Annotated in this window: 20 protein-coding genes; 10 read left to right on the forward strand and 10 right to left on the reverse strand. The window is 65.7% G+C overall.

All coding sequences use genetic code 11. The features are described from left to right. Positions 1-132: 132 nt before the first annotated feature. Positions 133-504: a CesT family type III secretion system chaperone gene (locus tag DXT74_RS06215; RefSeq protein WP_194427547.1), complete on the reverse strand. Its 372-nt coding sequence runs from the start codon at positions 502-504 to the stop codon at positions 133-135. A gap of 11 nt (positions 505-515) precedes the next feature. After that, positions 516-2,210 (reverse strand): type III secretion system effector inositol phosphate phosphatase, encoded by a 1,695-nt coding sequence (locus DXT74_RS06220; RefSeq protein ID WP_196783833.1) that lies wholly within the window; start codon positions 2,208-2,210, stop codon positions 516-518. Between the two features lie 121 nt (positions 2,211-2,331). Here DXT74_RS06220 and DXT74_RS06225 point away from each other — a divergent pair, with 121 nt between their 5' ends. Continuing rightward, positions 2,332-4,182 carry a tetratricopeptide repeat protein gene (locus tag DXT74_RS06225; RefSeq protein ID WP_194427548.1) on the forward strand — a complete coding sequence of 617 codons (1,851 nt, stop codon included), beginning with the start codon at positions 2,332-2,334 and terminating at the stop codon, positions 4,180-4,182. A gap of 9 nt (positions 4,183-4,191) precedes the next feature. Here the strand turns inward: DXT74_RS06225 and DXT74_RS06230 are convergent, their stop codons facing one another. The 6 genes from DXT74_RS06230 to DXT74_RS06255 all read right to left on the reverse strand — a co-directional run bounded on the left by DXT74_RS06230 (position 4,192) and on the right by DXT74_RS06255 (position 11,130). Next, positions 4,192-5,574 carry an FAD-binding oxidoreductase gene (locus DXT74_RS06230; RefSeq protein WP_194427550.1) on the reverse strand — a complete coding sequence of 461 codons (1,383 nt, stop codon included), beginning with the start codon at positions 5,572-5,574 and terminating at the stop codon, positions 4,192-4,194. Position 5,575: 1 nt separating this feature from the next. Continuing rightward, on the reverse strand, positions 5,576-6,091 hold the full coding sequence (locus DXT74_RS06235; RefSeq protein WP_194427551.1) for a cupin domain-containing protein: 516 nt from the start codon (positions 6,089-6,091) through the stop codon (positions 5,576-5,578). Between the two features lie 19 nt (positions 6,092-6,110). Then, the gene (locus DXT74_RS06240) at positions 6,111-6,734 is read right to left on the reverse strand and encodes a glutathione S-transferase family protein (RefSeq protein WP_194427552.1); all 624 of its coding nucleotides are present in this window, start codon (positions 6,732-6,734) and stop codon (positions 6,111-6,113) included. Continuing rightward, positions 6,731-8,242 (reverse strand): sodium/solute symporter, encoded by a 1,512-nt coding sequence (locus tag DXT74_RS06245; RefSeq protein WP_194427553.1) that lies wholly within the window; start codon positions 8,240-8,242, stop codon positions 6,731-6,733. The genes DXT74_RS06240 and DXT74_RS06245 overlap by 4 nt, the downstream gene beginning before the upstream one ends. Further along, positions 8,239-8,472, reverse strand: coding sequence for a DUF485 domain-containing protein (locus DXT74_RS06250; RefSeq protein WP_052370511.1), 234 nt, complete (start codon positions 8,470-8,472; stop codon positions 8,239-8,241). Before DXT74_RS06250 ends, DXT74_RS06245 begins: the two co-directional genes overlap by 4 nt. A 93-nt stretch (positions 8,473-8,565) precedes the next feature. Next, the gene (locus DXT74_RS06255) at positions 8,566-11,130 is read right to left on the reverse strand and encodes a hypothetical protein (RefSeq protein WP_194427554.1); all 2,565 of its coding nucleotides are present in this window, start codon (positions 11,128-11,130) and stop codon (positions 8,566-8,568) included. Positions 11,131-11,308: 178 nt separating this feature from the next. Between DXT74_RS06255 and DXT74_RS06260 the strand changes: the two genes are divergently transcribed. Both DXT74_RS06260 and DXT74_RS06265 read left to right on the forward strand, forming a co-directional pair. After that, the gene (locus tag DXT74_RS06260; RefSeq protein ID WP_043637093.1) at positions 11,309-11,593 is read left to right on the forward strand and encodes a hypothetical protein; all 285 of its coding nucleotides are present in this window, start codon (positions 11,309-11,311) and stop codon (positions 11,591-11,593) included. After that, a complete protein-coding gene (locus DXT74_RS06265) occupies positions 11,593-11,826 on the forward strand; it encodes a hypothetical protein (protein ID WP_043637090.1) in 234 nt (77 codons plus the stop codon). The genes DXT74_RS06260 and DXT74_RS06265 overlap by 1 nt, the downstream gene beginning before the upstream one ends. A 3-nt stretch (positions 11,827-11,829) precedes the next feature. Here the strand turns inward: DXT74_RS06265 and DXT74_RS06270 are convergent, their stop codons facing one another. Beyond that, positions 11,830-12,966, reverse strand: a complete 1,137-nt coding sequence (locus tag DXT74_RS06270; RefSeq protein ID WP_194427555.1) for a sugar diacid recognition domain-containing protein — start codon at positions 12,964-12,966, stop codon at positions 11,830-11,832. A 184-nt stretch (positions 12,967-13,150) separates the two neighbouring features. On the opposite strand from DXT74_RS06270, the gene DXT74_RS06275 reads away from it, so the two are divergent. Beyond that, positions 13,151-14,470, forward strand: coding sequence for an MFS transporter (locus DXT74_RS06275; protein WP_231138286.1), 1,320 nt, complete (start codon positions 13,151-13,153; stop codon positions 14,468-14,470). A 37-nt stretch (positions 14,471-14,507) separates the two neighbouring features. Next, complete coding sequence (locus DXT74_RS06280; protein WP_194427556.1) at positions 14,508-15,674, forward strand: glycerate kinase; 1,167 nt, start codon at positions 14,508-14,510, stop codon at positions 15,672-15,674. On the opposite strand, the gene DXT74_RS06285 is transcribed toward DXT74_RS06280, so the two are convergent. Beyond that, positions 15,647-16,342 carry a S4 domain-containing protein gene (locus DXT74_RS06285; RefSeq protein ID WP_194427557.1) on the reverse strand — a complete coding sequence of 232 codons (696 nt, stop codon included), beginning with the start codon at positions 16,340-16,342 and terminating at the stop codon, positions 15,647-15,649. The genes DXT74_RS06280 and DXT74_RS06285 overlap by 28 nt on opposite strands. A gap of 137 nt (positions 16,343-16,479) precedes the next feature. On the opposite strand from DXT74_RS06285, the gene DXT74_RS06290 reads away from it, so the two are divergent. From DXT74_RS06290 to recD, 5 genes are all read left to right on the forward strand, one after another. Then, positions 16,480-17,196: an SDR family oxidoreductase gene (locus DXT74_RS06290; protein ID WP_043637079.1), complete on the forward strand. Its 717-nt coding sequence runs from the start codon at positions 16,480-16,482 to the stop codon at positions 17,194-17,196. A gap of 85 nt (positions 17,197-17,281) precedes the next feature. Further along, complete coding sequence (recB, locus tag DXT74_RS06295) at positions 17,282-20,875, forward strand: exodeoxyribonuclease V subunit beta (protein ID WP_194427558.1); 3,594 nt, start codon at positions 17,282-17,284, stop codon at positions 20,873-20,875. Positions 20,876-21,137: 262 nt separating this feature from the next. Further along, a complete protein-coding gene (gene pap / locus DXT74_RS06300) occupies positions 21,138-22,622 on the forward strand; it encodes a polyphosphate:AMP phosphotransferase (protein ID WP_019102245.1) in 1,485 nt (494 codons plus the stop codon). Then, positions 22,597-23,331: an ABC transporter substrate-binding protein gene (locus DXT74_RS06305; RefSeq protein ID WP_043637070.1), complete on the forward strand. Its 735-nt coding sequence runs from the start codon at positions 22,597-22,599 to the stop codon at positions 23,329-23,331. Before pap ends, DXT74_RS06305 begins: the two co-directional genes overlap by 26 nt. A 66-nt stretch (positions 23,332-23,397) precedes the next feature. Then, positions 23,398-25,095: an exodeoxyribonuclease V subunit alpha gene (recD, locus tag DXT74_RS06310; RefSeq protein WP_194427559.1), complete on the forward strand. Its 1,698-nt coding sequence runs from the start codon at positions 23,398-23,400 to the stop codon at positions 25,093-25,095. Positions 25,096-25,107 lie beyond the last annotated feature (12 nt).

Consider the following 25,107-nt stretch of genomic DNA (forward strand, 5'->3'; position numbering starts at 1 on the left):
CAGCATTTCGAAGCCTTACCCACCGTGGGACGCCTCACGACGCGCAGCAGATCGTAAACAGATTCTAAGGTTGCGTGGGAAACAAAACACGGCCGGAGAGCATGCTCCCCGGCCGTTGTCACGCGTGGCCGCTCAGTAGGCCTCAGCATCCAGCCGGCCACCCAGCCCCAGCTCGGTTTGCAGGCCGCGGGCGACGCCAAGCAGACATTCCAGCCCGGCCTGCAGTTCGGCGCCGCTGCTGCTGTCCGGCAGCCGCAGCAAGGCCAGCAGCAACTCGCCATCGGCGTCTGCCGCCAGTGTCACCGGGCTGGCGAAATTGTGCTGTAGCAGGCGTTGCAGCGTGACGGCGTCGCTGGGCAGCACGCCAAGCGGGCAAGCCATTTCCAGTCCGGCGGCGCTTTCCTCGAAGTGCACCGCGAACTCGTCGCCGAAGAATAGCACCGGTGCCTCGTCGTCCAGAGCCAGCCCCAAGGTATCGTACAAGCTGAGCAAGAGTGTGTTCATCGTGTGAGCCCTCACGATTTGAGCAGGGTGGACAAGCCCTGCGCCTGTAGCCAGGCGTTTGCGTCGCCGATGCGTTGGCTGTAGGACAAATTGAGCAGCGAGCCAAAGGGCAACTGTTTCATTACCTTGTTGCCGGGCGCGCCGGTGTTGTAGGCCTGCACCTCCAGGTTGCCGCCCTGAGTCAGCACCTTGCCGAACAATTTACGCATGTCCTCGTCCAGCGCTGCCTCGGGCTGGCTAGGCACGTGTCTCTGATGCTGGGCAATCGCCTCGCGCTTGATCTCGGCGTCCAGCATGCCGGTGCGATCCTTGCCGCTCTTGCAGTTCCAGCACGGCACCGCGCCGATCTCGAAGGCCAGCATCGCTACCCGTTGCGCAGCCTTGTAAGGCTCGCCGCCGTCGCTGCGGTGGGATTGCTTTGCCCAGATTTCCTGAAGCTGCATGGCCATGATTTCGACCTGCTTCTTATTGGCCGGGTTTTGCGCCAGGTAGTCGCCCACCCAGCCGCCGGGGGCTGTACCCGGCTTCAGATCCGGACCCAACAATTGATGCAAGGCTTCGAGGTTGAGCTTGTCGGATTCTTTGTGGCCCATGCCCAGCTTGAGCGCCAGTTCGTTGACGCCGAAATTGAAGGCGGCCACCTCCAGGTTCACCCTGACGGATTGCAGCTCGCCATCAGCGTTTTTGATTTGCAGCGTCAGCGGTTGCGGCGCCGATGTCAAAGCGCGCCAGGCGCCGATCTGGTCGCGCAGCATGCCGCTTTCGCCGCCCAGACCCGGCGTCACCAGCGCGGTGGAGGTCAGCCGCAGGGTGACGGTGTCGCCGGCCAGCGCTTGTTGCAGTGTGCCCGGCTGCGAGAACAGCGCGGCGGTGGCGACCTCGGTGGCGCGCTGCAGCGCGCCGGCTTGGCGTTGCTGCGCGTCTTCCACGCCGTAAGGCGACAGAATGCCGTGGCGGATGCCTTTGAACCGCGTCTGGTCTGCGTCGTCCTTCAGCTCGGACAACCACAGGTTGGCCGCGTGGCGGGTTTCAGTCGTGGAAGCGGAGCAGACGCCGTTATTGTCATAGCCTTGCGGGAAGATGTCGGCGGCGCCCAGTTTCATCTGTCCGGCAGGAATCAGCGTGCAGCTGTATTCGCGCCCATTGTGTTGCAGGCGGGTTTCCACCGTCTGCCATGGACGTTGGTTCAATAAGCGGGTGCTGGCCTGCTGCAATGAGGCTTTAGCTTCGCGCTGCGCCAGCTTTGCCGGCAGGCCGGCGCGAGTCAGGGCCGTGGCGATCACAGTCCTCACATCGTGGCTCAGCTTAGCATTGGCGGTCATTTCCCGCGGCTGCACCGCGCGGTCGGTTTTGAAGCGGGCGGCTTGCAATTGCTCTGCCATCGCGTGCAAGGTCTTGGCCTCGGTGCTGTCGCCCAGGCCGAATCCATGCAGGGCCAGGTGGGCGGCTTCCAGTTTGTGACTTTGTAGCGCGTACAAACCATGCAAGGAACGCGAGGATGCCTGCGCGGTTTGCGCATGCTGGCTCAGGTGGCTGAGCCAGCCGCCGGCGGGTTCCACGCGTTGGATGTCGGCGGCGCTGAGTTTGCGCGGCGCCGGCGCATTGCCGGCAACGGGACCGGTCTGGGTTTGGGTGGCGGCTTGAGCGTTATTGCCGTGCATCCAGTGAGAGGGGCGTAGTGCTTGGAGGAAATTCAGGCGGAGCATGATAAAGGACATTTCATCAAGAAGAGATGCTGGTTACTATGCGGGAGACGATATTCAGCGGATTTCAAAAAGCGCTTATCGAAACGGGGCCGGCCGGTTGTGTTTCGGGCGCTGAAAACTTATGACCGAATCGACTTCCTATGCCTTGCGCGCCGGCGCCTTGCTGGCGGCCGGCGACCTGAACGGCGCGCTGCTGGCCGCGCAAAGCGGTTTACAGGCACAGGCGGACAACGCCGAATTGTGGAACCTGCTGGGTGTGTGCGCAGCGCGGCTGGAGCAACTGGCGATGGCGGAGCAGTGTTGGCGCCAAGCGTTGCAATGCGACCCGTGGACCCCGGACGCCCATTACAATCTGGGCCGCTGTCTGATGGCGCAAGGCCAGCTGGCGCAGGCGGAGGCGCATTACCGCGCGGAACTGGCGCAGCGCCCGGAGCACGCCGCCTGCCAAGGCAATCTGGGGGTATTGTTGGAGGAGGCGGGGCGGTTGGATGAGGCCGAGGCCCAATATCGGCAGGCCTTGCGCTTGTGGCCGCAGTCCGCCGCTCATTGTTTCAACCTGGGTCGTTTATTGTATCGGCAGCAACCGGAAGAGGCCGAGGACTGCTTGCGCCGGGCATTGGCCTGCGCGCCGGACGATGTCGACGCGCTCAATCTGCTGGGACAGCTGCTGGCGGAGCGCGGCGAGCGGGGCGAGGCGGAAACGCTGTTGCGCCGGGCGTTGGCGCTGGAGGCGAGCCATGCCGGGGCGCTGACCAATCTGGGTTTGCTGTTACAGGCTCAGCGGCGTTGGGCCGAGGCGGAAGCCTGCTTGAGCGCGGCGGCTGAGCGAACACCGGAACAGGCGCAGGTGCTGGGCAATCTGGCCTTGTGCCTGTGGCGCCAAGGGCGCAGCGCTGAGGCGGAGCCGTTGGCGCGCCGGGCGTTGGCGCTGGAACCGGCCGGCGCGGAAGCGCATCAGCAATTGGCGCTGGCTCTGGCGCAGCAAGGCGCTTGGGATGAGGCCGAGGCGACGTTGCGCGCCGGGTTGGACGCTCAGCCGCTGCACGCCGGGCTGCGTCGCAATCTGGGCTATCTGCTGCTGGCCCTGCGGCGCTGGGGAGAAGGCTGGCCCTTGCACGAGGCCCGGCTGGAAACCGCGCCGTCTCCGGCTTTGACGTCGCCGCGCTGGCGCGGCGAGGCATTGACCGGACGTCGTCTGCTGCTGTGGTTCGAGCAGGGCTACGGCGACGCTTTGCAGATGGCGCGTTACTTGCCGCAGCTGTTGCAGCGTTCGCCAGGGAGCGTGGTCGCCGCCTGCCGGCCGGCCTTGCTGCCCTTGTTGGCGGCTCAGGGCTGGCCGGTGGAGTGCTTGCCGATATCCGACCTGGGCGGGCCGTGGCCCGAGCACGATTGTCATGTATTTTCGATGAGCTTGCCCGGCTTGTTGCAACCGGAGCCAATGCCGGAGCCGGCGTATCTGCGCGCCGACGCCGCCGGCCGCGCCGCCTGGCGCGCGCGCTTGCCGGCCGGCGGACGCAAAGTGGGGCTGGTGTGGCGCGGCAGACCGGAGCATGAATTCGACCATTGCCGCTCTTTGCCGGATCTGGAGACGCTGCACCCGTTGCTGACAGCGCCAGGGATCACCTGGCTGGCCTTGCAGCCGGAGTTGAACGAGACGGAGCGCGACTGGCTGCGCGCGCGCGGCGTGGAGGCACTGGGAGATGAACTGACGGACTTCGCCGCCAGCGCCGCCTTGCTGGCGGAGTTGGACGGGCTGGTGACGGTGGACACCGCCTTCGGCCACCTGGCCGGCGCCTTGGGACTGCCCTGCGCCTTGTTGCTGTCGGCTGATCACACCGACTGGCGCTGGGGTCTGGACAGCGAAACCACGCCCTGGTATCCGGAGCATCGCTTATTCCGCCAAAGCGCGCCGGGCGATTGGACCGAGCCGTTGGCGCGGGTTCTGTCGGCGGGTTTCGGCGCTAGCGCCTGAGCCGGCGGCTTACAGCCATTTGCCCGGATTCATCAAGCGCTCCGGGTCCAGCGCGGCTTTGAGCGTGCGCATCAACTCCAGCGCCAGCGGGTCCTTGTAGCGTTCCAGCCATTGCGGTTTGAGCTGGCCTATGCCGTGTTCGGCCGCCAGCGTGCCGCCCAGCCGGTAGACGTGGTCGTAGACGATGGCGTTGACCGCGGGCTCGTCGTCGAACAGATCGACGTTGCCGGGCCGGGTGTAGCTGATGTTGTAATGCAGATTGCCGTCGCCGGCGTGACCAAAGGCGACGATGCGCACGCCGGGGTAAGCCTGGCGAAGGGCGGCGCCGCAGTCGCGCACCAGTTGCGGCAAGGCCGAGGTGGGCACTGCGATGTCGTGCTTGATGCTGGGCCCGTCTTGTTTCTGGATTTCCGAAATCTCCTCGCGCAGCAGCCACAGCTTGCGTCGCTCGGCCTCGCTTTGCGCCACCACCCCGTCGCGCGGGGTCTGCCCGGCCAGCCAGTCCAGCAGCGCCTCGTTCAGCGCGGCGTCGTCGCCGCCGTCGGACAACTCGATCAACAGCAGCCACGGCGCGGTGAACGGCAACTGGCCGGGCCGGTGGCGTGCTATCGCTTGTTGGCAATCGGCCTCGATCACCTCGAAGGCGGTGAGGCGGTCGTCGAAGCGTTGGCGCAGGCCGTTGAGCCAGCGAATGGCGGTTTCGATGTCGTCGACGCCGATCAGCGCCGTGGCGCGGGCGCTGGGCAGCGGGAACAGCTTGAGCGTGGCGGCGGTGATCAGGCCCAGTTGCCCCTCTGCGCCGATGAACCATTGCTTCAGATCCAGGCCGGTGGTGTCTTTGCGCAGGCCGGCCAGCGCGTCCAGCACTCTGCCGTCCGGCAGTACCACTTCCAGGCCCAGCGTCAGTTCGCGCATGGTGCCGTAGCGCAGCACGGCCACGCCGCCGGCGTTGGTGGACAGGTTGCCGCCGATCTGGCAACTGCCTTCCGAGGCCAGCGACAGAGGAAACAGCCGGCCGGCCTGCTCCGCCGCCAGTTGCACTTCGCGTAGGGTGGCGCCGGCCTCCACGGTGATGGCGTTGTTGTCCGCGTCCAGCCTGCGCACGGCGCGCAGGCGCCGCATCGCCACCACCAATTGGCGGCCGCTGGCGTCAGGCGTGGCCGCGCCGCAGGTGGAGGTGTTGCCGCCTTGCGGCACGATGGCCACCTGATGGCGGCGGCAGAGCTTGACCAGCTCGGCGGCCTCGGCTGTGCTGCCGGGCAGCGCCACCGCCAGCGGGAGGCCCTGGTAGCGGCGGCGCCAGTCCAGGGTGTAGGGCGCGGTGTCGGCGGCGTCGGTCAGCAGATGGGCGGGGCCGATCAGAGCCGCGACGGCCTGGAGAAAATCGTGCATGTCAGAAAGGGCCTCCGGCTGCGCGCAGCAGGTCGGGCAAGCCGTCGTGGTCGCCCAAGGGCCGCTCCGGCGCGTCGCTCCAGTGCAGAGGGCCGATGGCGGCGTTGCGCGCCGGGTGCAGCGGGTAGTGCACCTGGTTGTCGGTGCGGTTGACGTCGCCGACGCAGAGCAGGCGCACGGGCTGCGCGGTGTTGTTGATGAAGGTGTGAGCCAGGCCGGTGCCGGCCTTGAAGCCGACTGAATCGCCCGGCCGCAGCCGGTGCAGCGCGCCGTCCAGCCAGACGTCGGGCTCGCCCTCCAGCACATGGACGAATTCATCCTCGGTTTTTTCGGCGTGCGGCCAACTGGTGCGTTGGCCCGGCTCCAAGAGTTCATGATGGATGCCCAGCCGGGCGAAGCCGTAATGCTTGCCCAGCGCCGCACCCCGCGCCAGCGGCTCCCGGCTGTCGGGGTAGCTTTGGGAGTCGGCTTCGATCAACTCGCTCCAGTGTCGGATGCAATCGGGACGGGGGGACATGGCGGGGCTCCGTGGGCGCTCAGTCGGGAATATCCGGGGCCATCAGCACGTCTGGGTGCTGCCAGCCCGGCTGTTGGGCGATGCGTTCCAGCCAGGCCTGGACCCGCGGCCAGCAGGCGATGTCGAGGCCGGCGTCGGCCAGCCACCATAGATAGGCGCTGGCGGACAGGTCGGCGATGCTCGGCCGCTGGCCGGCGAGATAGGGTTGTTCGGCCAGCGCGGCGTCCAGAGTGTCCAGATCGGCGCGCGCGCGCTGTTCCAGCCAGGCCTCCACCTCCGGCTGCGGGAGGCGATTTAGCCGCGACCAGCGCAGATTGGGCACCGACAGGCCAATGCGGTTGGCTTCCCAGCTTAGCCATTCGCGCACGGTTTCCCGGCTGCCGTGCTCGCCGCTGAGCTGGCCGAAATTATTGGCCAGCCATTGCAGAATGGCGTTGGACTGGCACAGCGCGGTGCCGTCGGCCACCAACACAGGGACTTCGCCGAAGCGGCTGGCGGCGCGAAAATCCTCTGGCCGCTGCTCGCGCGGCACGGTCAGGTCCACGTGAACGTAATCATGGGAAACATCGGCCAGCATTAGCGCCAGGCGCACCTTGTAACTGTGGCCGGACAGGCGGTTGCCGTAAAGAGTCAGTGTGGTCATGAGCGTTGGGATCGATTCGAAGTTTGGCTAGCCGATGATACCGCCGTTGCGCCGCGGCGCGAACCCAGCCAAGCCAGCGCAAAGGCCAGCGGCACCGAGAACAGCGCCGGGTTGGCGTAAGGGAATAGCGGCTTGGCGTGGCCCAGCGCGCCCACCCACACAGCCGGGCCGGCCACGATCAGCGCCGCCGCAGCGACAAGCCCGCCCAGGCTGCCCCACAGCGCGCCGCGCGCGCTGAGGCCGGGCCAGTGCAGGGCGAGCAGCAGCACCGGGAAATTGGCGGAGGCGGCGATGGCGAAGGCCAGGCCCATCAGGAAAGCGATGTTTTGCTGCTGGAACAGCGTGGACAGCAGCAGCGCCAGCAGACCCAGACCGACGGTGGCCCATCGCGATACCCGCAGTTCGGCGTTGGCGTCGGCGCGGCCGCGCCGCCACCAGGCGGCGTAGAGATCGTGGCTGATGGCGCTGGCGCCGGCCATGGCCAGGCCGGCTACCACCGCCAGGATGGTGGCGAAAGCCACCGCCGCCACCAGGCCCTGCCAGGCCGGCCCGCCCAGCAGGGTGGCCAGATGGATGGCGGCCATATTGCCGCCGCCCAGCAGCTTGCCGGCGGCGTCGTGGAAGCCGGGCTCCGGCGTCACCAAGGCCAGGGCGCCGTAGCCGATGACGATGTTGACGGCGAAGAACAGCGCGATCAGGCCGGTGGCGAAGCAGGCGGACTGCCGCGCGGCGCGGCGGTCCGGCACGGTGAAGAAGCGCATCAGCACATGGGGCAAGCCCAGCAGGCCCAAACAGAGGCCCAGGCCCAGCGACAGCACTTCCAGCGGATCGCTCAGCGCCGGGCTGGGCAGGAAGACTTGCGGCCCGCGCAGCGCCTCGGCGGCGGCGAACAGCCGCGCCGGGTCGCCGCTGAAGCGCGCCAGCACGCCGCCGGCCAGCAGCAGCGCGCAGCCGAACATTAGCACCGCTTTGACCATTTGTACCCAAGTGGTGGCCAGCATGCCGCCCAGCGCCACGTAAAGCACCATCAGCGCCCCCACCAGGCTCACGGCGGCCAGATAGGGCAGGCCGAACAGCAGTTCGATCAGCTTGCCTGCGCCCACCATCTGCACGATCAGATAAAACAGCGTCACCGTCAGCGAGTTGACGCTGGCGGCCAACCGCACCCCGTCGTGGTCGAAGCGTCGGCCCAGCACCGCGGCGGCGGTGTAGCAGCCGCTGCCGCGCAGTTTTTCTGCCAGCAATAACAGCAAGAGCGGCCAGCCGGCCAGGGTGCCGACGGCGTAGGCCAGCGAATCGTAGCCCTGGGACAGATACATGCCGGCGGCGCCAAGAAAGGCCGCCGCGGATAGATAGTCTCCGGCCAGCGCCAGCCCGTTCTGCCAGCCGCGGATACGGCCGCCTGCGGTGTAGAAGTCGCCGGCCGATGCGGTGCGCCGCGCGGCGGCGGCGGTGATGGCCAGGGTCAGCAACACAAAAAAAAGGAAAAAGGCGGAGGCGTGGTTCATCGGCGCTCCGAGTCGTCGGCGCGGCCGGCGGCCAGCGCGTAACCGGCGGCCAGCAGGAAGAACAGCAGGAACATGGCTAGCGCCAGTAGAACGGACGCCGGCCAGCCGGCGAACTTGGCGCCGAGCCAGGACGGGCGCAGCGCCAGCAGCAAATAGTAGCCGAGGCAGCCTGCGGCGGCGGTCCAGGCCAGCCGGCGAGAGAGAGAGAGGGGAGCAGAGGGCTGGCCCATGTGGGATTACGCCAGAAGTCTAAACCGAGCAGTTTAGCGCATCGGCGGGCCGGGCAGGGACATCAGACCATGCCCGGCGGCGGGCCACGTGAATCAGCCTGCTAGCGGACGATACAAGTGATAACGGCCGCTTTGCCGTTCCGCCAACAGCAGCAGCGGGGGTAGTGACGGGGCCGAGGTATCGATGGCGCGGCGGTTGCGGCTTACCGGCACGCCTTCAGGCAGGCGTTGCTGAAAATGGTCAGAGCGCTCGGCGGCGTCCTTCAGCGTTTGGTAGTCGCGCTCGAAACCCTCAGGGTCGCTATCCGCCTTGCCCAGAAAGGAGACGAACTGGGCGATGGAGTCGGCGTTCTTGAGTCCTTTGAACTCAATGTTGATGTTGTTGATCTGCGCCAGATCGGCGCCGCCGTAGCGGCTATCCTTCTCGATATGCTTATTCGCCAGATTGATCAGTTCGAATACATCGACATCACCGACCCGGGCCTGTTTTTGTGTGCCGACATAAGCGAAGTCCAGCGTGTTGGGGCCGCCATGTGACAGTTCATGGATCAGTACATCAGCGACCGCGCTCGGGTTTTTGCCCATCCGTTCGTAATAGGCGTAGAAGCCATCGCGGCCAACATTGATGATTTTTGAATTGGGTTTGCGGCCCAGCATCTGGTATTGCTCCCTGGATAGTTCCGCCACCGTGGTGGGAGAGCCGACCCGGCTATCGAAATTGAAGTTGGCGGTGTCGATGCGTGCCAGATCGTTCCGGATCTGGTCCAGATACTTGGTCAGCTGAGCCAAGCGTTTCGGCTCCTGATGGAAGGTTTTGCCAAAATAGGCCTCTTCCGCCAACTGGACCTGGGGGCGAAGGTCGGAGCGGTTCAAAGCTTGGATCGCATTGGCGATTTTGGTTTGCGCAATCGGCAGCGCTTTGTTTATGGCTTTACGCGCGGCCCGGATTTTAAGCGGCTTGCCGATGATAGGCATATCAACCAGTTTGAATGCGGGATTGTCCAGGTTGGCTGATTTGGTCAGCCCCACCTCGATGCGCTTACCGTGGGCGCTCAGCTCTATGTGCAGATTGCGGGCGCCCCCAAGCTGAATGTGCTTGCCGTGTCGTTGAACGGGGTAGTACCGCTGGTCGATGGCCAGGACATATTGGCCATCGCCGGTGCGCTGGATGCCAAAGTGATTGGGTGTGGAGAGTTGGAGCTCGTCCAGGGCGAGCGGCGCGATATCGTGCTTGGCGATGGCCGCGCGCAGTTCGGGGGTGGCCTGTCGAGTGAGCTCGTGCTTGAGATGCCACTCGCCTAGGCGGTTTTCCACTTCCTGGGGCGCGGCGTCCGGTCGGCGGGCATCGTAGATGTACTCCTTGCCGGTGGCGAGCTCGTGACGGTAGGGCACCAGGCGGCCAAACAGCTCAATGGCTTCTAGCCGCGCCGGTTGCGCCCCTAAGGAGTTGTGAACGTTATAGACGTGAGGCGTGCCCGCACTGCTGGAGCGATGCAAGTGATGCGGACCCAGTGCCAGTGTATGGGCGGCTAATTGTTCCTGTTTGCTGAAATGCCGGAATTTGCCATCACCCAGCAAGCGCCATTCCTGTGCGAGATGGTTGAAGTAGACTTCGCGGTTTGCGAACTTGCCCTGCTGCTTGGCCGGGATTTGCGCAAAGCTGCGGCCATCTTTCTCCAACAAGGCCACGTCATGGTGCTTGCCGTTGGCTTTGAGTTTGATGTGGTTACGACCATTTTTGAGATGAAATACCGGCAGGTTTATTCTTGACGCCTTGCTGGCAGGCTGAGGCGCGGTTTGCAAGCGCTGCCGCTCGGCATGGCTCATCCCTTCAATGCTGAAGCGGGCTTGTTGGGTCACTTGCTGCAGCAGGTTAAGCTCTTCTTCCCGCGAGGTGGGTTTGCCCTCCAGGTCATTGGCGGCATGCTCTAGCAGAGGACCGACGATGTATTGGGCTATGGCCAAGGGCTGGCTGCCTGGCAGCAGAGTCAGGACTTGAGAGGTGATGGCATCGACTTTCTCTGTGATGTCGGTGATGGCCGAGATCTCCTCGGACGTGGCGCAGCTGCGGCCGTGTCTCCAGCTGTCGACATGCTTGCTTTCCGTGGCCAGCGCGGTGATGGGATTGCGCAAGGTTTTGCCGATTTGGCGCAGAACTTGGGCGAAGGACAGATTCTCGCCTTCGTTCATGCAGGAAAAATCAAACATCTTCACGATCTTGACGTCGTCAGGCGCGGCGGTTGTGGTCGTGGTCTTGGGTTTGGGAACGACATGGCGCGCTTGGCGGAGCAGCGGCGTTTCCGGCTGCGGAGGCGCGGAAAGGGGAGAGGGCTGGCTGTGGGCCTGGACCAGCGCCGAGGGGAAGGCGGACGGCGCGGAAGACGCTGGAAGCAACCCTGATTCTCGGTTGAGCAGCGGCTGGACCCCGGCCTGGACATACAGGCTGCTCAGCAGAACGTTTTTCAAGGTGAGTGGAAAGGCGGCGGGCGGCGGCGTGGAGGCTGACGAATCGGATGTATTGCGTATCTGTTTCACCTGAGCAAACAGATTTTCCGCTTCACGGCGTTCCGCCGGGGTTTTCGCGTTGGCGAGCAGTTGAGCTTCAATCGGGCTTGGCTGTTGGGAGGGGCGACTTGAGAAAAAGGGAATGGAAGGCATATGGCAGTCCTGAGCAATGAGGGCGATCTTGGGCATCGCGACAGGGGCAATATTAGAGACAGGCTGGAAGCCCGCCTCTCAAAAAGTGTCCATATGCAGCCTTGGTCTTGTTTCGTCACAGCAGGATGCCTACCATGGTCATGTGCTGCACATGACCATCTATCAGGGAGCTTGGGCAATGACAATGGAGCGGATTCCGGTGCTGGTCACCGCGGAGGACAAGAAGCGCTACAAGGCGCTGGCCGAGGCCGCAGGCCTGCCGGTGGGCGAATTCATGCGTCGCGCCGCAGATGCCTTCCGGCCCGGGGACGACGACGCCTTGCTGGCCGGCATGATGGCGCAGATGGAGAAAACCACCGCCCAGGCCGGCGCTGCCATCGATGAGGCCTTGAACTATGTAGAAGCTTCCAACCGCCGCATCGCCGCGATGGAAGCGCGCGCCAGCGGCAAGCGGGTGGCGTGATGGGCGTGGGCGACAAGATGTGGGACGCGCTGACCACCGTGATCAAGATGAACGACAAGGTGGAGCGCATGGCCGGCGCGATGAAAAGCCAGCAGGCTAAGATTGAAAGCCTGACCGAGCGCGTGATCCGCTTGGAGACTCTGCTGGAAATCGCGCTGGCGCAGCAGGGGGCCAAGCCGGCGCGGCTCAAGCGCATAGGCCGGCAGCCTGAAGCCGATGCCGGCGGCGAGTGAGTTTCAGCCCAGCAGCAGCGCGACGTAGAGCCGGAAACGGTCCTCGTGGCGCTCCAGATCCAGGCCGGTGATTTCGGCGATGCGGTCCAGCCGGTAGTCCAGCGTGTTGCGGTGGATGTGCAGCGCCCGCGCGGTGGCGCCGGGATGCGATTGATGGGCGAACCAGGCTTCGGCGGTGCGGCGCAGCCCGCTCTTGCCGGCTTGCTCCAGCCGTTGCAGCGGCTGCCGCAATTGTTGGGCCTGCCAGCCGTGGTCGAGGCCGGACAGCAGCACCGGCAGCGCCAGTTCGTAATAGCTGTGAGCCCGCTTTTTGGGCTGCCGTTGCCGGCCGATGCGCGCGGCGGCGCGCGCGCTGAGGCAGGATTGGGCCGCGCCGTCCCGTCCGGGTAGCGCAATGCCCATGCCCAGGCGGAAGCCGGGAGTGTCCATCTCCTCCAGCCAGCCTGCCAGCGCGCTCAGCCGGCGTTGCAGCAGCGCTTCGCGCTCGGCTTCGCCGTCTTCCTCGCAGGCCTCCACCAGCACCAGTTCGTAAGGGCCGGTGGCCGCGCTAAGCAGTCGCGGCCAGCGTGCGGCCAACGCTGATTGCAACTGCTGCAGCGTTGCCTGGGCCTGATCGGCGGCCAAGTTATCCTCGTCCAGTTGCAGGCTCAGCACCACATGAGGTTGTTCCAGCCTCAGCCCCAGCCGTTGCGCCCAAGCGTCCAGCGCCGGGCCGGGTTCGCCTCGTATCCACTCCAGCACAAAGGCTTCGCGCTGACGCGCATCGTGTTGCAGCGCCCGCTGCAACTGGGCCTGCTCCAGAATCATCTCGGCGGTGAGCCGCACCAATTCGCCAAACTGGCGCACCTGCTCCGGCTGGCCGGTAAGGCCGACCACGCCCGCGATACGACCGTCCACATGCAAGGGCAGGTTGATGCCGGGGCGGGAACCGTGCAGTTTGCCGGCGGTGACGTCGTCGATTTCCACCGTGCGCCGCTGCGCCAGCGCCAGCAGCGCGCCATCGTGCAATTGCCCCAGCCTGTCGGAGTCGCCGCTGCCCAGGATTGCGCCTTGGGCATCCATTACATTCACGTTGAAAGGGATGATGCGCATGGTGCGGCTGACGATGTCTTGCGCCAGTTCCGTGGTCAGAATGGACATGAACACTCCTTTTGATGTGCTTTTGCCCAATATATCCGTGGATTGATCCGATATAAATAGTGCGTTTGCATGAAGCATTTTCCGAGCGCGCTGACCAGAATGGGCGGCACAATACAAAAACAATATTCATCAGAACCAAGGAGACGCGCCGGAGGGACGGCCCCCGTGCGCAGAGGAGATGGATTTGAACCCTAGCGACACCCTGAGCGCGCCGCGGCAAGACATTCTGGCCGGCGCTTACAAGAAAGCCGTGTGGCGGCTGATTCCCTTTATTTTTGTCTGTTACCTGTTCAACTACCTGGACCGGGTCAACGTCGGCTTCGCCAAGCTGGAGATGCTGGACGCGTTGGGTTTGAGCGAAACCGTCTACGGCTTGGGCGCCGGCATTTTCTTCATCGGCTATGTGTTGTGCGGCGTGCCCAGCAACCTGATGCTGCACAAGGTGGGCGCGCGGCGCTGGATCGCGCTGCTGATGCTGGTGTGGGGCACGCTGTCCGCCTGCCTGATGTTTGTTTCCACGCCGCAATCTTTTTATGTGCTGCGTTTTTTCACCGGCGTGGCCGAGGCCGGTTTCTTCCCCGGCATCGTGCTGTACTTCACCCGTTGGTTCCCGGCTGACAAACGCGGTCAGGTGATGGCGTTGTTCATGTCGGCGATCCCGGTGTCCGGCGTGCTGGGCGGGCCTTTGTCCGGCTGGATGCTGCAACATTTCGCCGCCGGACAAGGCGGCCTGGCCGGCTGGCAATGGCTGTTTCTGTTACAGGGCCTGCCCACGGTGCTGTTGGGCCTGGGCGTGTATTTCTATCTGAACGACGGCATTGCCCAGGCGCGCTGGCTGAGCGCGGAAGAAAAGGCGGCGATGCAACAGGCTCTGATCGACGATGAGGCGCGGCGCGCGGCGCAGCGTCCAATGGAGCAGTCTTTCGCCAGCGTGTTGCGCAACGCCAACGTCTGGATGCTGGGCGCGATTTACTTCGCCATCCAGATGGGGGTGTACGCCATCAACTTCTGGCTGCCGTCCATCATCAAGGGCCTGGGGTTCCAGAGCGCAGGCGTTATCGGCTGGCTTAGCGCCTTGCCCTACTTGGCCGCTTGTTTCTTCATGGTCTGGGTCGGCCGTTCCGGCGACCGGCGCGGGGAGCGCCGCTGGCACGTGGTGCTGCCGCTGCTGATGGGCGTGCTTGGCCTGCTGTTGGCGGCCAATAGCGGCGGCGCGGTCTGGCTGTCCATGCTGGGTCTGACCCTGGCCACCATGGGCGCGTTGGCCGGCCTGTCCATGTTCTGGCCGCTGCCCACCGCCTTTCTTGGCAGCGCCGCCGCCGCCGGCGGGCTGGCCTTGATCAATTCGCTGGGACAGGTGGCCGGTTTCGTCAGCCCCTTCCTGGTGGGCTGGATCAAGGACCTGACCCATAGCACGGACCCGGCGCTGTACATTCTGTCCGGAGTGATGCTGGCCGGCGCGCTGCTGGTGCTGAGGATTCCGCCGCGGCTGGTCAATCGCTAATATCTTGCTCTTGTCATCTTTTGTGATTGAAAACCGCATGAAAATCGTGATTGCCCCGGACTCCTACAAGGAAAGCCTGAGCGCGCTGCAGGTGGCTCAGGCGATAGAGGACGGCTTCCGCCAGGTATTCCCCGCCGCTCTCTACCACAAGCTGCCGATGGCGGACGGAGGCGAGGGCACGGTGCAGGCCATGTTGGACGCGCTGGGCGGCCAGCGGCGCGAGGCCACTGTGCGAGGCCCGTTGGGCGAGACGCTGTCCGCGAGCTACGGTTTGACCGCGGACGGCGTGGCGGTGATTGAAATGGCCGCCGCCAGCGGTCTGGCGCTGTTGCCGCCGGCGCGACGCAACCCCTTGCTGACTGGCAGCCACGGCACCGGCGACATGATTCGCGACGCGCTCGACGCGGGCGCGCGCCGCTTCGTGTTGGGCATAGGCGGCAGCGCCACCAACGATGGCGGCGCCGGCATGTTGCAGGCCTTGGGCGCCAGGCTGCTGGACGCGGAAGGACGAGACCTGCCGGCTGGCGGCGCGGCCTTGGCGAGACTGGCGCGGCTGGATCTGTCCGGACTGGACCCGCGTTTGGCCGCCTGCCGCATCGATGTGGCTTGCGATGTCGACAACCCCCTGATTGGCCCGCGCGGCGCGTCGGCGGTTTTCGGGCCGCAGAAGGGCGCGACGCCGGAGATGGTGGCGGAACTGGACGCGGCGCTGGCGCATTTCGCGGTGTTGATGGAGGCCGCGTCGGGAGTGGCCGCGGCAGGGGAGGCCGGCGCTGGCGCGGCCGGCGGCATGGGCGCCGCGCTGCTGGCTTGCCTGGGCGGCCGTCTGCGTTCCGGCAGCGCCATCGTCGCGGAGGCCGTCGGCCTGGACGCGGCGCTGGCCGACGCCGATCTGGCGCTGACCGGCGAAGGCCGCATCGATAGCCAGAGCGTGCAAGGCAAGACGCCGATTGGCGTCGCCCGCGTCGCTCAGCGATATGGCGTGCCGGTGCTGGCGATAGGGGGGTGTTTGGGCGCGGGCAGCGAACTGACCCACGCGCACGGGCTGGACGCCGTGTTCGCCGCGGTCAGCCGCCCGTGCAGTCAGGAACAGGCTTTGGCCGAGGCCGCGGACAATGTGAGCCGCGCCGCGCGCAACGCGGCGGCGGCATTGGCCCTGGGCATGAAACTAAGCTCTCAGAAACGCTCGAAGTCCGGCACATAACGCCACTGCCCGGCGGTCAACTGGCCAATGGCCAGCCGGCCGATGCGGATGCAGCGCAGCGCCAGAGGGCTGACGCCCAGGCCGGCGCAGATATCGTCCAGCCAGCGCGCGTCGCGCGCCGCGAGCACCAGGCGCAGCTGACGGTCGCTTTGGCGCGAAACCTTGAGGTCGCGCAGCGGCTTACCGCCGGGGCGCAAGCCTTTTTGACGCTGCTGCAGGTCGCCGGCGGCGGGCGCGGCGTCGACATTGATCAGGAACTCCAGTTGGCAATCGGCCAGCCGCTGCGCCAGCTTGCGGTCCTGGGTCAGCGCCACCAGGCCGTGGGCGTGGTCGGCGATGGCGCCGAAACCTTGCAGATGCTGGCGATGCCGCGGCAGCCAGCTCAGCCCGCTGATATCGCCCGGCAACTGGCTGTCCGGCCCCAGCAGCGCCATCGGCTCGGCGCCGGCGGGCTTGTGCAGCAGCAGGGTGACCGCCGCTTCGCGCTGCGCGTCGGGCCGGCCCATGAGTTCGACGCGCTGTTGTGGTTCCACCCGGCTGCCCAGCGCGGTGACGGTCTGGCCGTCCACTTTCACCAGTCCTTGTTCGATACAGGCGTCGGCTTCGCGCCGCGTGCACAGGCCCAGCTCCACCATGCGTTTTGAAAGTCGGATTGCGGCGTCGCTCATTGTGTCTGGCCTTGAGTGCGGGTGTTCGGGCGGCGATTATCCCCTTTGTCGGCGCAGCCGACAAATTCGACGAATCGAGTATCCTTCTCGTTTGGTACTGCCGCGGGACCGCCGCGCGGATTCATTTTGGAGAAGCCGTGAATATACTGATCATTGGAGCGAGCCGGGGGCTTGGCAAGGCTTTTGTCGAAGGGCTGGGGACAAAAGGGGACCGGGTGATCGGCGTTTCCAGGCGCAGGCCGGAGGGCTTGAAGCCGCCAACCGGCGTTGGCGTGGACTGGATCGAAGCCGACTTGTCCAATCCGGCCCTGGCCGTGCAACAGGTCATTAGCGCGCTTCCGGAACACTTGGACGTGGTGATGTGCAATGTGGGCATTTGGGAGCGGGAGGCGTTCGAGCCGTCTTATGCGTTTTCCCGTTGTTCGGATCTGGAGCTGATGGAAGTGGTCCAGGTCAATATCGCTTCGACCATTCTCTTGCTCAAGCATGTGTTGCCGCGCATGTCGGGCGCGGCCAAACCGCAGTTGTTCCTGACCGGGTCGACATCGGGCCTTCCGCGCAGCGGCCGCCCCGAAGTGGCTTTCGCCGCTAGCAAGTTCGCCTTGAGCGGCATGGCCGACGCGCTGCGAGAGGAGTACCGCGAACAGCGGCTGGCCGTGACGTGCCTGCAATTGGGCTACCTTAACACGGAGGACGATTTGTCCGTGTCCCGCGAGCAAGCCGCCGAACGAGGAGCCGGTCATCTGATCCCGCTGCATGACGTAGTGAGCTTGACGCGGGCTTTGCTGAATTTGTCCGATGCTTCCTTCGCGCGGGAAATCGTCCTGCCCGCGATCTTGGACGAGCGCTTCTGAACGTGGGCGCGCGGTGTGGACAAGCGCATCTAATCTCGTTTTCTGGGTCGTTTAAATGCTCAAATCGCATTAAAGTGTCGCTATTATGAGCTTGCTTCCCCAAGCGCTGGATGCGCTGAACTGCCCGCTGACCGGCATCAACCTGATCGAGGCTTCGGCCGGCACCGGCAAGACGTGGACCATCGCGGCCCTGTTCGCCCGGCTATTGCTGGAAGAGCGCGACGGCCAGCCGCCGCCCACTGTCGATCAAGTGCTGGTGGTCACCTATACCAAGGCCGCCACCGCCGAGCTGCGCGAGCGCCTGCGCCGACGGCTGAGCGAGCTGGCCCAGACGCTGGCCGGAGACGGCGAGGTTGGCGGAGATCCCTTCCTGTCGGCGCTGGCGACGCGCTTTCTGCCCGGCTCGGCGCGGGAGCAGGCGTCGCAGCGGCTTAACGCCGCGATCACCGGCTTCGACGCCGCCGCCATCTACACCATCCACGGCTTCTGCCAGCGGGTGCTGACCGACGCCGCTTTTGAAAGCAGCCAGACCTTCGACGCCGAACTGGTCAGCGACGACGAGGATCGCCTGATCGAAATCGTCGACGATTTTTGGCGTCGACGGGTGGTGGACGACCCCTTGCTTGCCCAAGTGCTGGTGGACAACGGGGAGACCCCGGACGGTTGGTTGGCCGACATCCGGCCCTATCTGTCCAAACCTTATCTGCGCATGCGCGCGCCGCACACCGCCGGCCTGGAGCGCGCCTTGCTCGCGGTGGAGCAAGGCTGGCGGGCGCTGGCGGCGCGGCCGGAATACGCGGCGGAGGCGGCCGATTTACTGCGCTCCGCCGCCGGTTTCAACGCGCGCAGCTACAGCCCCGCCATCATCGAGCGCGCCATAGGCGCTTTGGACGGCCTGCTGGCGACGCCGGAAACCACGCCGGTGCTGGATAAGGAAAGCCGTCGCCAGTTGGACAAGCTGCTGCCGGCTTCGCTGGCCAAGGGAATGAAAAAAGGCCACGCCGCGCCGGAACATCCCTTGTTCGGGCTGGCGGAGGCCTGGCTGGGGGCCTGGGACGCCTATCTGGACGAAGTGGCGCTGTCCGTGGCCCAGCTCAAGTTGGAACTGATCGCCTGGACCAACCAGCAACTGAGCGCGCGCCGGGCGGGCGAGCGCAGCCGCAGCTTCGACGATTTGCTGACCGACCTGGGGGCGGCCCTGGCCGATCCGATCAGCGGCCCGCTGCTGGCCGCTCACGTTGCTCGCAGCTTTCAGGTGGCGCTGATCGACGAGTTTCAGGACACGGACCCCATCCAGTACTCGATCTTCCGACATTGCTTCGTCGCGCAGCAGCGGCCTGTCTTCTTGGTGGGCGACCCGAAACAGGCCATCTACAGCTTTCGCGGCGCAGACATCTTCGCCTATCTGGCGGCGCGCGGAGACGCGCAACATCATTACACGCTGGACACCAACCGCCGGTCAGAGGTGCCGCTGGTGAGCACCGTCAACGCCTTGTTCGCGCGCGAGCTGCCGTTTCTGATCGAAGGCATCGCCTATCAGCCGGTGGCGGCGCAACCGGCTTCCGGCGGCCGGCTGGAGATCGACGACGACAGGCCGCCGTTCTGCTTCCAATGGCTGCAGCCGGAGAAGGCGGACAAGGCCGCCAGCGGCGAGAACGCCGCCGAACTGGCGGCCAACGCCAGCGCCGACGAGATCGCGCGCTTGTTGGCGCTGGCCGCCGACGGCCGTGCCGCCATCGTCGCCGGCGACGCCCGACGGCCTTTGGCCGGCGGCGATATCGCGGTGCTGGTGTCCACCCACCGTCAGGGCGACCGGGTGCGCCAGGCCTTGGCGGAGCGCGGCGTGGCCAGCGTGGCGCTGACCCAGGAAAGCGTGTTCGCCAGCCGCGAGGCCGGCGAGATGCTGGCCTTGCTGCGCGCTTGGGCGGAGCCGGCCAGCGAGGCGCGTCTGCGCGCGGCGCTGGTGACGGAACTGGCCGGGGTCGACGCCGGCGAATTGCTGGCCAGGGTGGAGGACGAGACGCGCTGGGAAGCGCAACTGCAGGCCAACGCCGCAGACCACCTGCTTTGGCGCGAGCGCGGATTCATGGCGGCCTGGCGGCATTTCTTCGCTCGGGAACGGGTGGCGGAACGCTTGTTGCCGCTGCCGGACGGCGAGCGACGGTTGACCAACTTGTCGCACCTGGCTGAATTGTTGCAACAAGAGAGCGACCAGCGTCAGGGCATGGCGCCGCTGCTGGGCTGGCTGGAAACGCGAGTGGCGCAGCCGCCGGGCGGAGAGGAGGCGGTGTTGAGGTTGGAGAGCGACGCGGCCCTGGTCAAGATCGTCACCATCCACACCGCCAAGGGCCTTCAGTATCCGGTGGTCTTCTGTCCCTTTCTGTGGGGCGGGGCGCTGGAACGGCGCGACGCCGCGTTCTGGCGCTACCACGCTGAAGATCAATCCTGGCTGGCGCCGGACGCCGCGGCCGACGCCGGGGTGAAACTGGCGGCGCGCAGCGAGTTGTTGGCGGAGAAGCTGCGCCTGCTCTATGTGGCGCTGACTCGGGCGCAGTATCGCCAATACCTGTGCTGGGGCTGGGTGCGGGGCATGGAGACGGCGGCTTTGAGCTGGCTGCTGCATGGCCGCGACGCGCGCGCGCTGCCGGAACTGGAGGCGCTGGAGTTGGACGCCGAGGTGCTAAGGCGAGAGCTGGGCGCTTTCGCGGCCGCGGCCAACGCCCAGGCGGCGGGCGCGTGCGCGGTGCTGGAGGAGAGCGGCGTGGGGCCGGCCTTGGCCGCGCGGCGCGAAACAGGACGGAATTATCTGGCCCAGACATTCTCGCGCCGGCTGGCCGCGCCGTGGCGGGTAGCCAGTTTCACCTCGCTGACCCATGCGCAGGCGGCCGGCAAATGGCAGGAAAGCCCGGACCACGACGCGGGTCAGCCGGCGGTGGCGGCGGAACTGCAAGCGCCCCCGGTCTTGGATCGTTTCGGTTTTCCGCGCGGCGCCAAGGCCGGTACCTGCCTGCACGAGATTTTTGAAACCATCAGCTTCGGCGTCGATGCGGCCGGGCTGCGGCAGGCGGTGGAGCTGGCTCTGGCCAAGCACGGCTTTGCGCCGGAGTGGGGCGACGCCGCTTGCGAAATGGTGACGGCGACGCTGAACGCGGAACTGGACCCGGGCGTGAAGCTGGCTGAAGTGCCGGACGGCAAACGGCTGGTGGAAATGGAGTTCATGTTGCCGGCGCCCAGGTTGGAAGTGGCGAAGCTGGCCGCCATCCTGTCCGCGCCCGAACACGGCTTGGCCGCCCCTTTGCGCGCGGCGGCGGCGCAGTTGGATTTTTCCACCGTGCGCGGTTTTCTCAAGGGCTTCATGGACTTGGTGTTCGAGTCCGGCGGCCGCATCTATTTAGTGGACTATAAATCCAACCACCTGGGAGGGCGGCACGAAGACTATCGCGCCGAGCGGCTGGCGGAATCCATCGCCCAAGAACACTATTACCTGCAATACCTGATTTACTGCGTGGCACTGCGGCGCTATTTCAGCGTCCGCGGCGTGGACTTCGCCGCCCGCTTCGGCGGCGTGCGTTATCTTTATCTGCGCGGCGTCGGCGTCGAGGCTTGCGGGATATGGAGCGACCAACCCGCGCCGGCCCTGTTGGAGGCGCTGGACCAATGGTTCGCCGGGCATGCGTAGGAATGCGGAGTGCGCAAGCCGCGGTCATAGGACTAAGCTGAACTATCTGGAGTGGAACGCGGCCGGAAGGGGAAAGTGGCACCGGGCGCGGGCCGACAATAAGAACCTGTTCAAAGTCCGCTGAGCGTCGTGAGACGTCACACGGTGAGTACAGCTTCGAAATGCTCATGTACCACCGGTGCATTCCGCTTTCTCAGCTGTTTTCGCCTTGTCTCGTTCTTGCTCGCGAGACTTTGGAACAGGTTAAAACCAAGGACGCATCATGTTTGAATCCGCCGAAATCGGCCACAGCATCGATAAAAAGACATTCCGCGAAGCCATGCCCAAATTGCGCGAGGCCTTGCTGGACCTGCAATACGATTTAAAGGAAAAGGCCGACTTTCCGGTGCTGATCCTGATTCACGGCTTCGACGGCGCCGGTCGCGGCGAAACCATGAATCTGATCAACGAATGGCTGGACCCGCGCCTGATCGACACCGTGGCTTTCGCCGAGGCCAACGACGACGCCCGCGCTCGTCCCTGGATGTGGCGCTACTGGATGCAATTGCCGGCCAAGGGCCGCATCGGCATGTTCTTCGGCTCCTATTACTCCGACGCCTTGTTCGACCGGGTGTTCGCCCGCAGCGACCGCGACGCGCTGGACAAGCAGATCTTCGACATCCTGCGTTTTGAACGCATGCTGACCATGGACGGCGCGTTAGTGCTGAAATTCTGGTTCCATCTGACTCGGGAGCAGCAGCACAAGCGGCTCAAGCAGATGGAAAAAGATCCAGCCAGCAGTTGGCGCGTGACCAAGACCGATTGGGAGCATTACGAGCGCTACGACAAGATACGCAAGTCCGCCGAGCACATTTTGCGGCTGACCAATACCGCCGCCGCGCCCTGGGTGGTGGTGGACGGCGAGGACGCCAATTACCGCAGCCTGACGGTGGGCAATACCCTGCTCAACGCCATTCGCAACCGGCTGGCGCAGGCGCAGGGTTCTAAGGCCGAGCTGATAGACGCGCCGCCGTTGCTGGCGCCGATAGACAACAAGTTGTTGCTGGATACCCTGCAACTGGACCAATCCATGGACAAGGCCAAGTACAAGGCCGAACTGGAGCAATTGCAGGGCCGGCTGCACCGGCTGACCCGACATCCGCGCTTCGCCCAGCATTCGTTGGTCCTGGCTTTCGAAGGCAACGACGCCGCCGGCAAGGGCGGGAGCATACGCCGCATCACCCAGGCGCTGGACGCGCGCCGCTACCGAGTGGTGCCCATCGCCGCGCCCACCCAGGAAGAAAAGGCCAAGCCCTGGTTGTGGCGCTTCTGGCGTCACGTGCCGGGCAAGGGCGGCATCACCATTTTCGACCGTACCTGGTACGGCCGGGTGCTGGTGGAGCGGGTGGAAGGCTTCGCCAAAGAGGCGGACTGGATGCGCGCCTATTACGAAATCAACGACTTTGAGCATCAACTGAGCGAAAACGGCGCCGTCATCGTTAAATTCTGGCTGGCCATCAGCAAGGAAGAGCAGATGGCGCGCTTCAAAGGACGCGAGGAAACCGGTTTCAAACGCTTCAAGATCACGGAGGAAGACTGGCGCAATCGCGACAAGTGGGACGCCTACAAGCTGGCCGTCAGCGATATGGTGGACCGCACCAGCACCAGCAAAGTGCCCTGGACGCTGGTGGAGGCCAACAATAAATACTATGCACGCATCAAAATTCTCAAAACCATTTGCGATGCGCTGGAAGCCCGGCTTGCTTGAGCGCGGCGTCAGCCTGATTGCCTTGCTGCTGGCGGCGCAGGCCGCGCCCGCGGCGGCGCCCAGCCTGCGCGCCGGTGTGGCCAATGACAGCTTCGGCCCGCTGTACAGCGCGCAGGACGGCGCGCTGGCCACTCAGTACCGTGCCGCGCTGGAGCTGATCGGCCGGCACAGCGGCGTCCGCTTCGAACTGGAGTACTACCCGTCGTCGCGGCTGCAGCAATTGTTCGAGGTGGGCAAGGTGGATGTGGAGGTGGGGGTCAATCCGGCCTGGCGCGCCTTGTCCCCGGTGGCCGGCTTCTACACTCGGCCCATCGACGTACAGACGCTGCGGCTGTGCTTCGCCGCCGGCAAGCGGCGCAAGGGGGCGACGCCGGCCAGCCTGAACGGCCTGAGTCTGGGCGTGCTGCAGGGGAGGACCTACCCTGTGCTGGAGCCTGGTTTCGCAAGCGGTCAGCTCAAGCGGATGGAGGCCGCCAGCGAGAGCGATCTGCTCAGCGGCCTGCGTCAGGGCAGCATGCAGGCCATCGTCCTGAGCCAGCGTCAGCTGGACGCGCTGCTGAACCGCGCGCCGGAGGCGCAGCCCTGCGCGGCCGGCGACGCCGTGGGCAGCGTGCCGGTGATGTTGCGTCTGCATCCGCAATACCGGCAGCTGTTGCCGCAATTGGACAAGGCGATTCAGCAGTTGCAAGATAACGGCAAATTGCGCTGAAGCGCTTCCAGTCTTTCCATTCAGGCTCCGCGCCGCGCGGAGCGCAAAGCATCCGGATTCCCGCCCATGTCTGTCCAGCAAGCCCTGTTGCCCGCCGAACTGGCGCACTTGTTCGCCCGCCTCGATCCCGGCGTGGACGAGGCCGCGTTGGCGCTGATTCATGAACTGGCCAGCGCCAATCAGGCCGGCCATGTCTGCCTGCCGCTGGCGCAGCGTCCGGAGCGCAAAGCCTTGCAGGCCAGCGCGCTGGTTGGCCGCCCCGGCGATTACGCTCCCTTGATCCTGGACGCGGCCGGCCGCTTGTATTTTGCCCGTCATTGGTTCGACGAAGCACGGCTTGCCGAGCGCCTGGCCGCCCTGGCCGAGCCGGGGCCGGCGCAGGACGGCGCGCGCTTGCGTCCGCTGCTGGAGGCCTTGTTCGGTTCGGCATCCGCGACGGGGCCGGACCGGCAGAAGCTGGCGGCGGCTCTGGCGGCGCGCCAGCGCTTGATGGTCATTTCCGGCGGTCCGGGCACCGGCAAGACCACCACCGTGCTCAAGTTGCTGGCCTTGCTGGCCGGACTGTCGCCGCGGCCGCTGGTCATGGCGATGGCAGCGCCCACCGGCAAGGCCGCCGCGCGGCTGTCGGAATCGGTTCGCGGCGCGCGCGAGCGGCTGGACTTGGCCGAGGAAACACTGCGGCAATTGCCGCAGCAGGCGCAGACTCTGCACCGCCTGCTGGGCTTGCGTCCGGGCGCGGCGGCGCCGCGCCACCACGCAGGCAACCCTTTACCGCTGGACGTGCTGGTGGTGGACGAGGCGTCGATGATAGATCTGTCCTTGATGGCGCGCATGGTGGAGGCCCTGCCGTCCCAAGCGCGGCTGATTCTGCTGGGCGATCGCGATCAGTTGGCCTCGGTGGACGCCGGCGCGGTGCTGGGCGATCTGTGCGCCAACATCCATTACCGGCCGGACACGCTGGAGTGGCTGCGGGTGAACTGCGGCGAAACTTTGCCGCCCACGCCGGGCGCGGGAGGCAAACTCACCGATTGCGTGGCGCTGCTCACTCACAGCCATCGTTTCGGCGCCGACTCCGGCATTGGCGAACTGGCGAGAAGGGTGAACGCCGGCGATGGCGCCGGCAGTTGGGCGGTGTTGCAAGATCCGGCTTGGCGCGATGTGGAGGCGGTGCCGACGCTGGACGCGGCGGAAGTGCTGGCGCGCTGGCGACCGTATTGGCGGGCGGTGCGCGCCGGCGAGCCCCTGGCCGAGCGCCAGCGAGCCTTCGCCGGTTTCATGTTGCTGGCGGCGGAGCGGCGGCAGGTAGAGGCCTTCAATCTGCGCATTGAGAGACAACTGGAAGCCGATGGGGACAAGCCGGCCGGCCGAGACTGGTATCCGGGGCGTCCGGTGATGATCAGCGAGAACGATTACGGCCTGGGCCTGTTCAACGGCGACATCGGCTTCACGGTGCAAGGCGAGGCCGGCTTGAGGGTGGCTTTTCCCGGAGACGACGGCGGCTGGCGCGAGTTCGCTCCCGGCCGCCTGCCGCAGCACGATACCGTGTACGCGATGACGGTGCACAAGAGCCAGGGGTCCGAGTTCGGCGAAGTCTGTTTGCAGCTGCCGGAGGCGGCGGGGCCGCTGCTGAACCGGGCGCTGGTGTATACCGCGATCACCCGGGCGCGGGAGCGCTTCGTCGTGTCCGGCGCGCAGCCGGTGTGGGAACAGGCGGCAGAGGCGGCGCCGCAACGTTACTCCGGGCTGGCCGATAAACTGAAATGACGTTGTTGTTAA

Origin of the sequence: Chromobacterium sp. Rain0013, from assembly GCF_015291765.1 — a bacterium.
GTDB classification, from domain to species: Bacteria; Pseudomonadota; Gammaproteobacteria; order Burkholderiales; family Chromobacteriaceae; genus Chromobacterium; species Chromobacterium haemolyticum.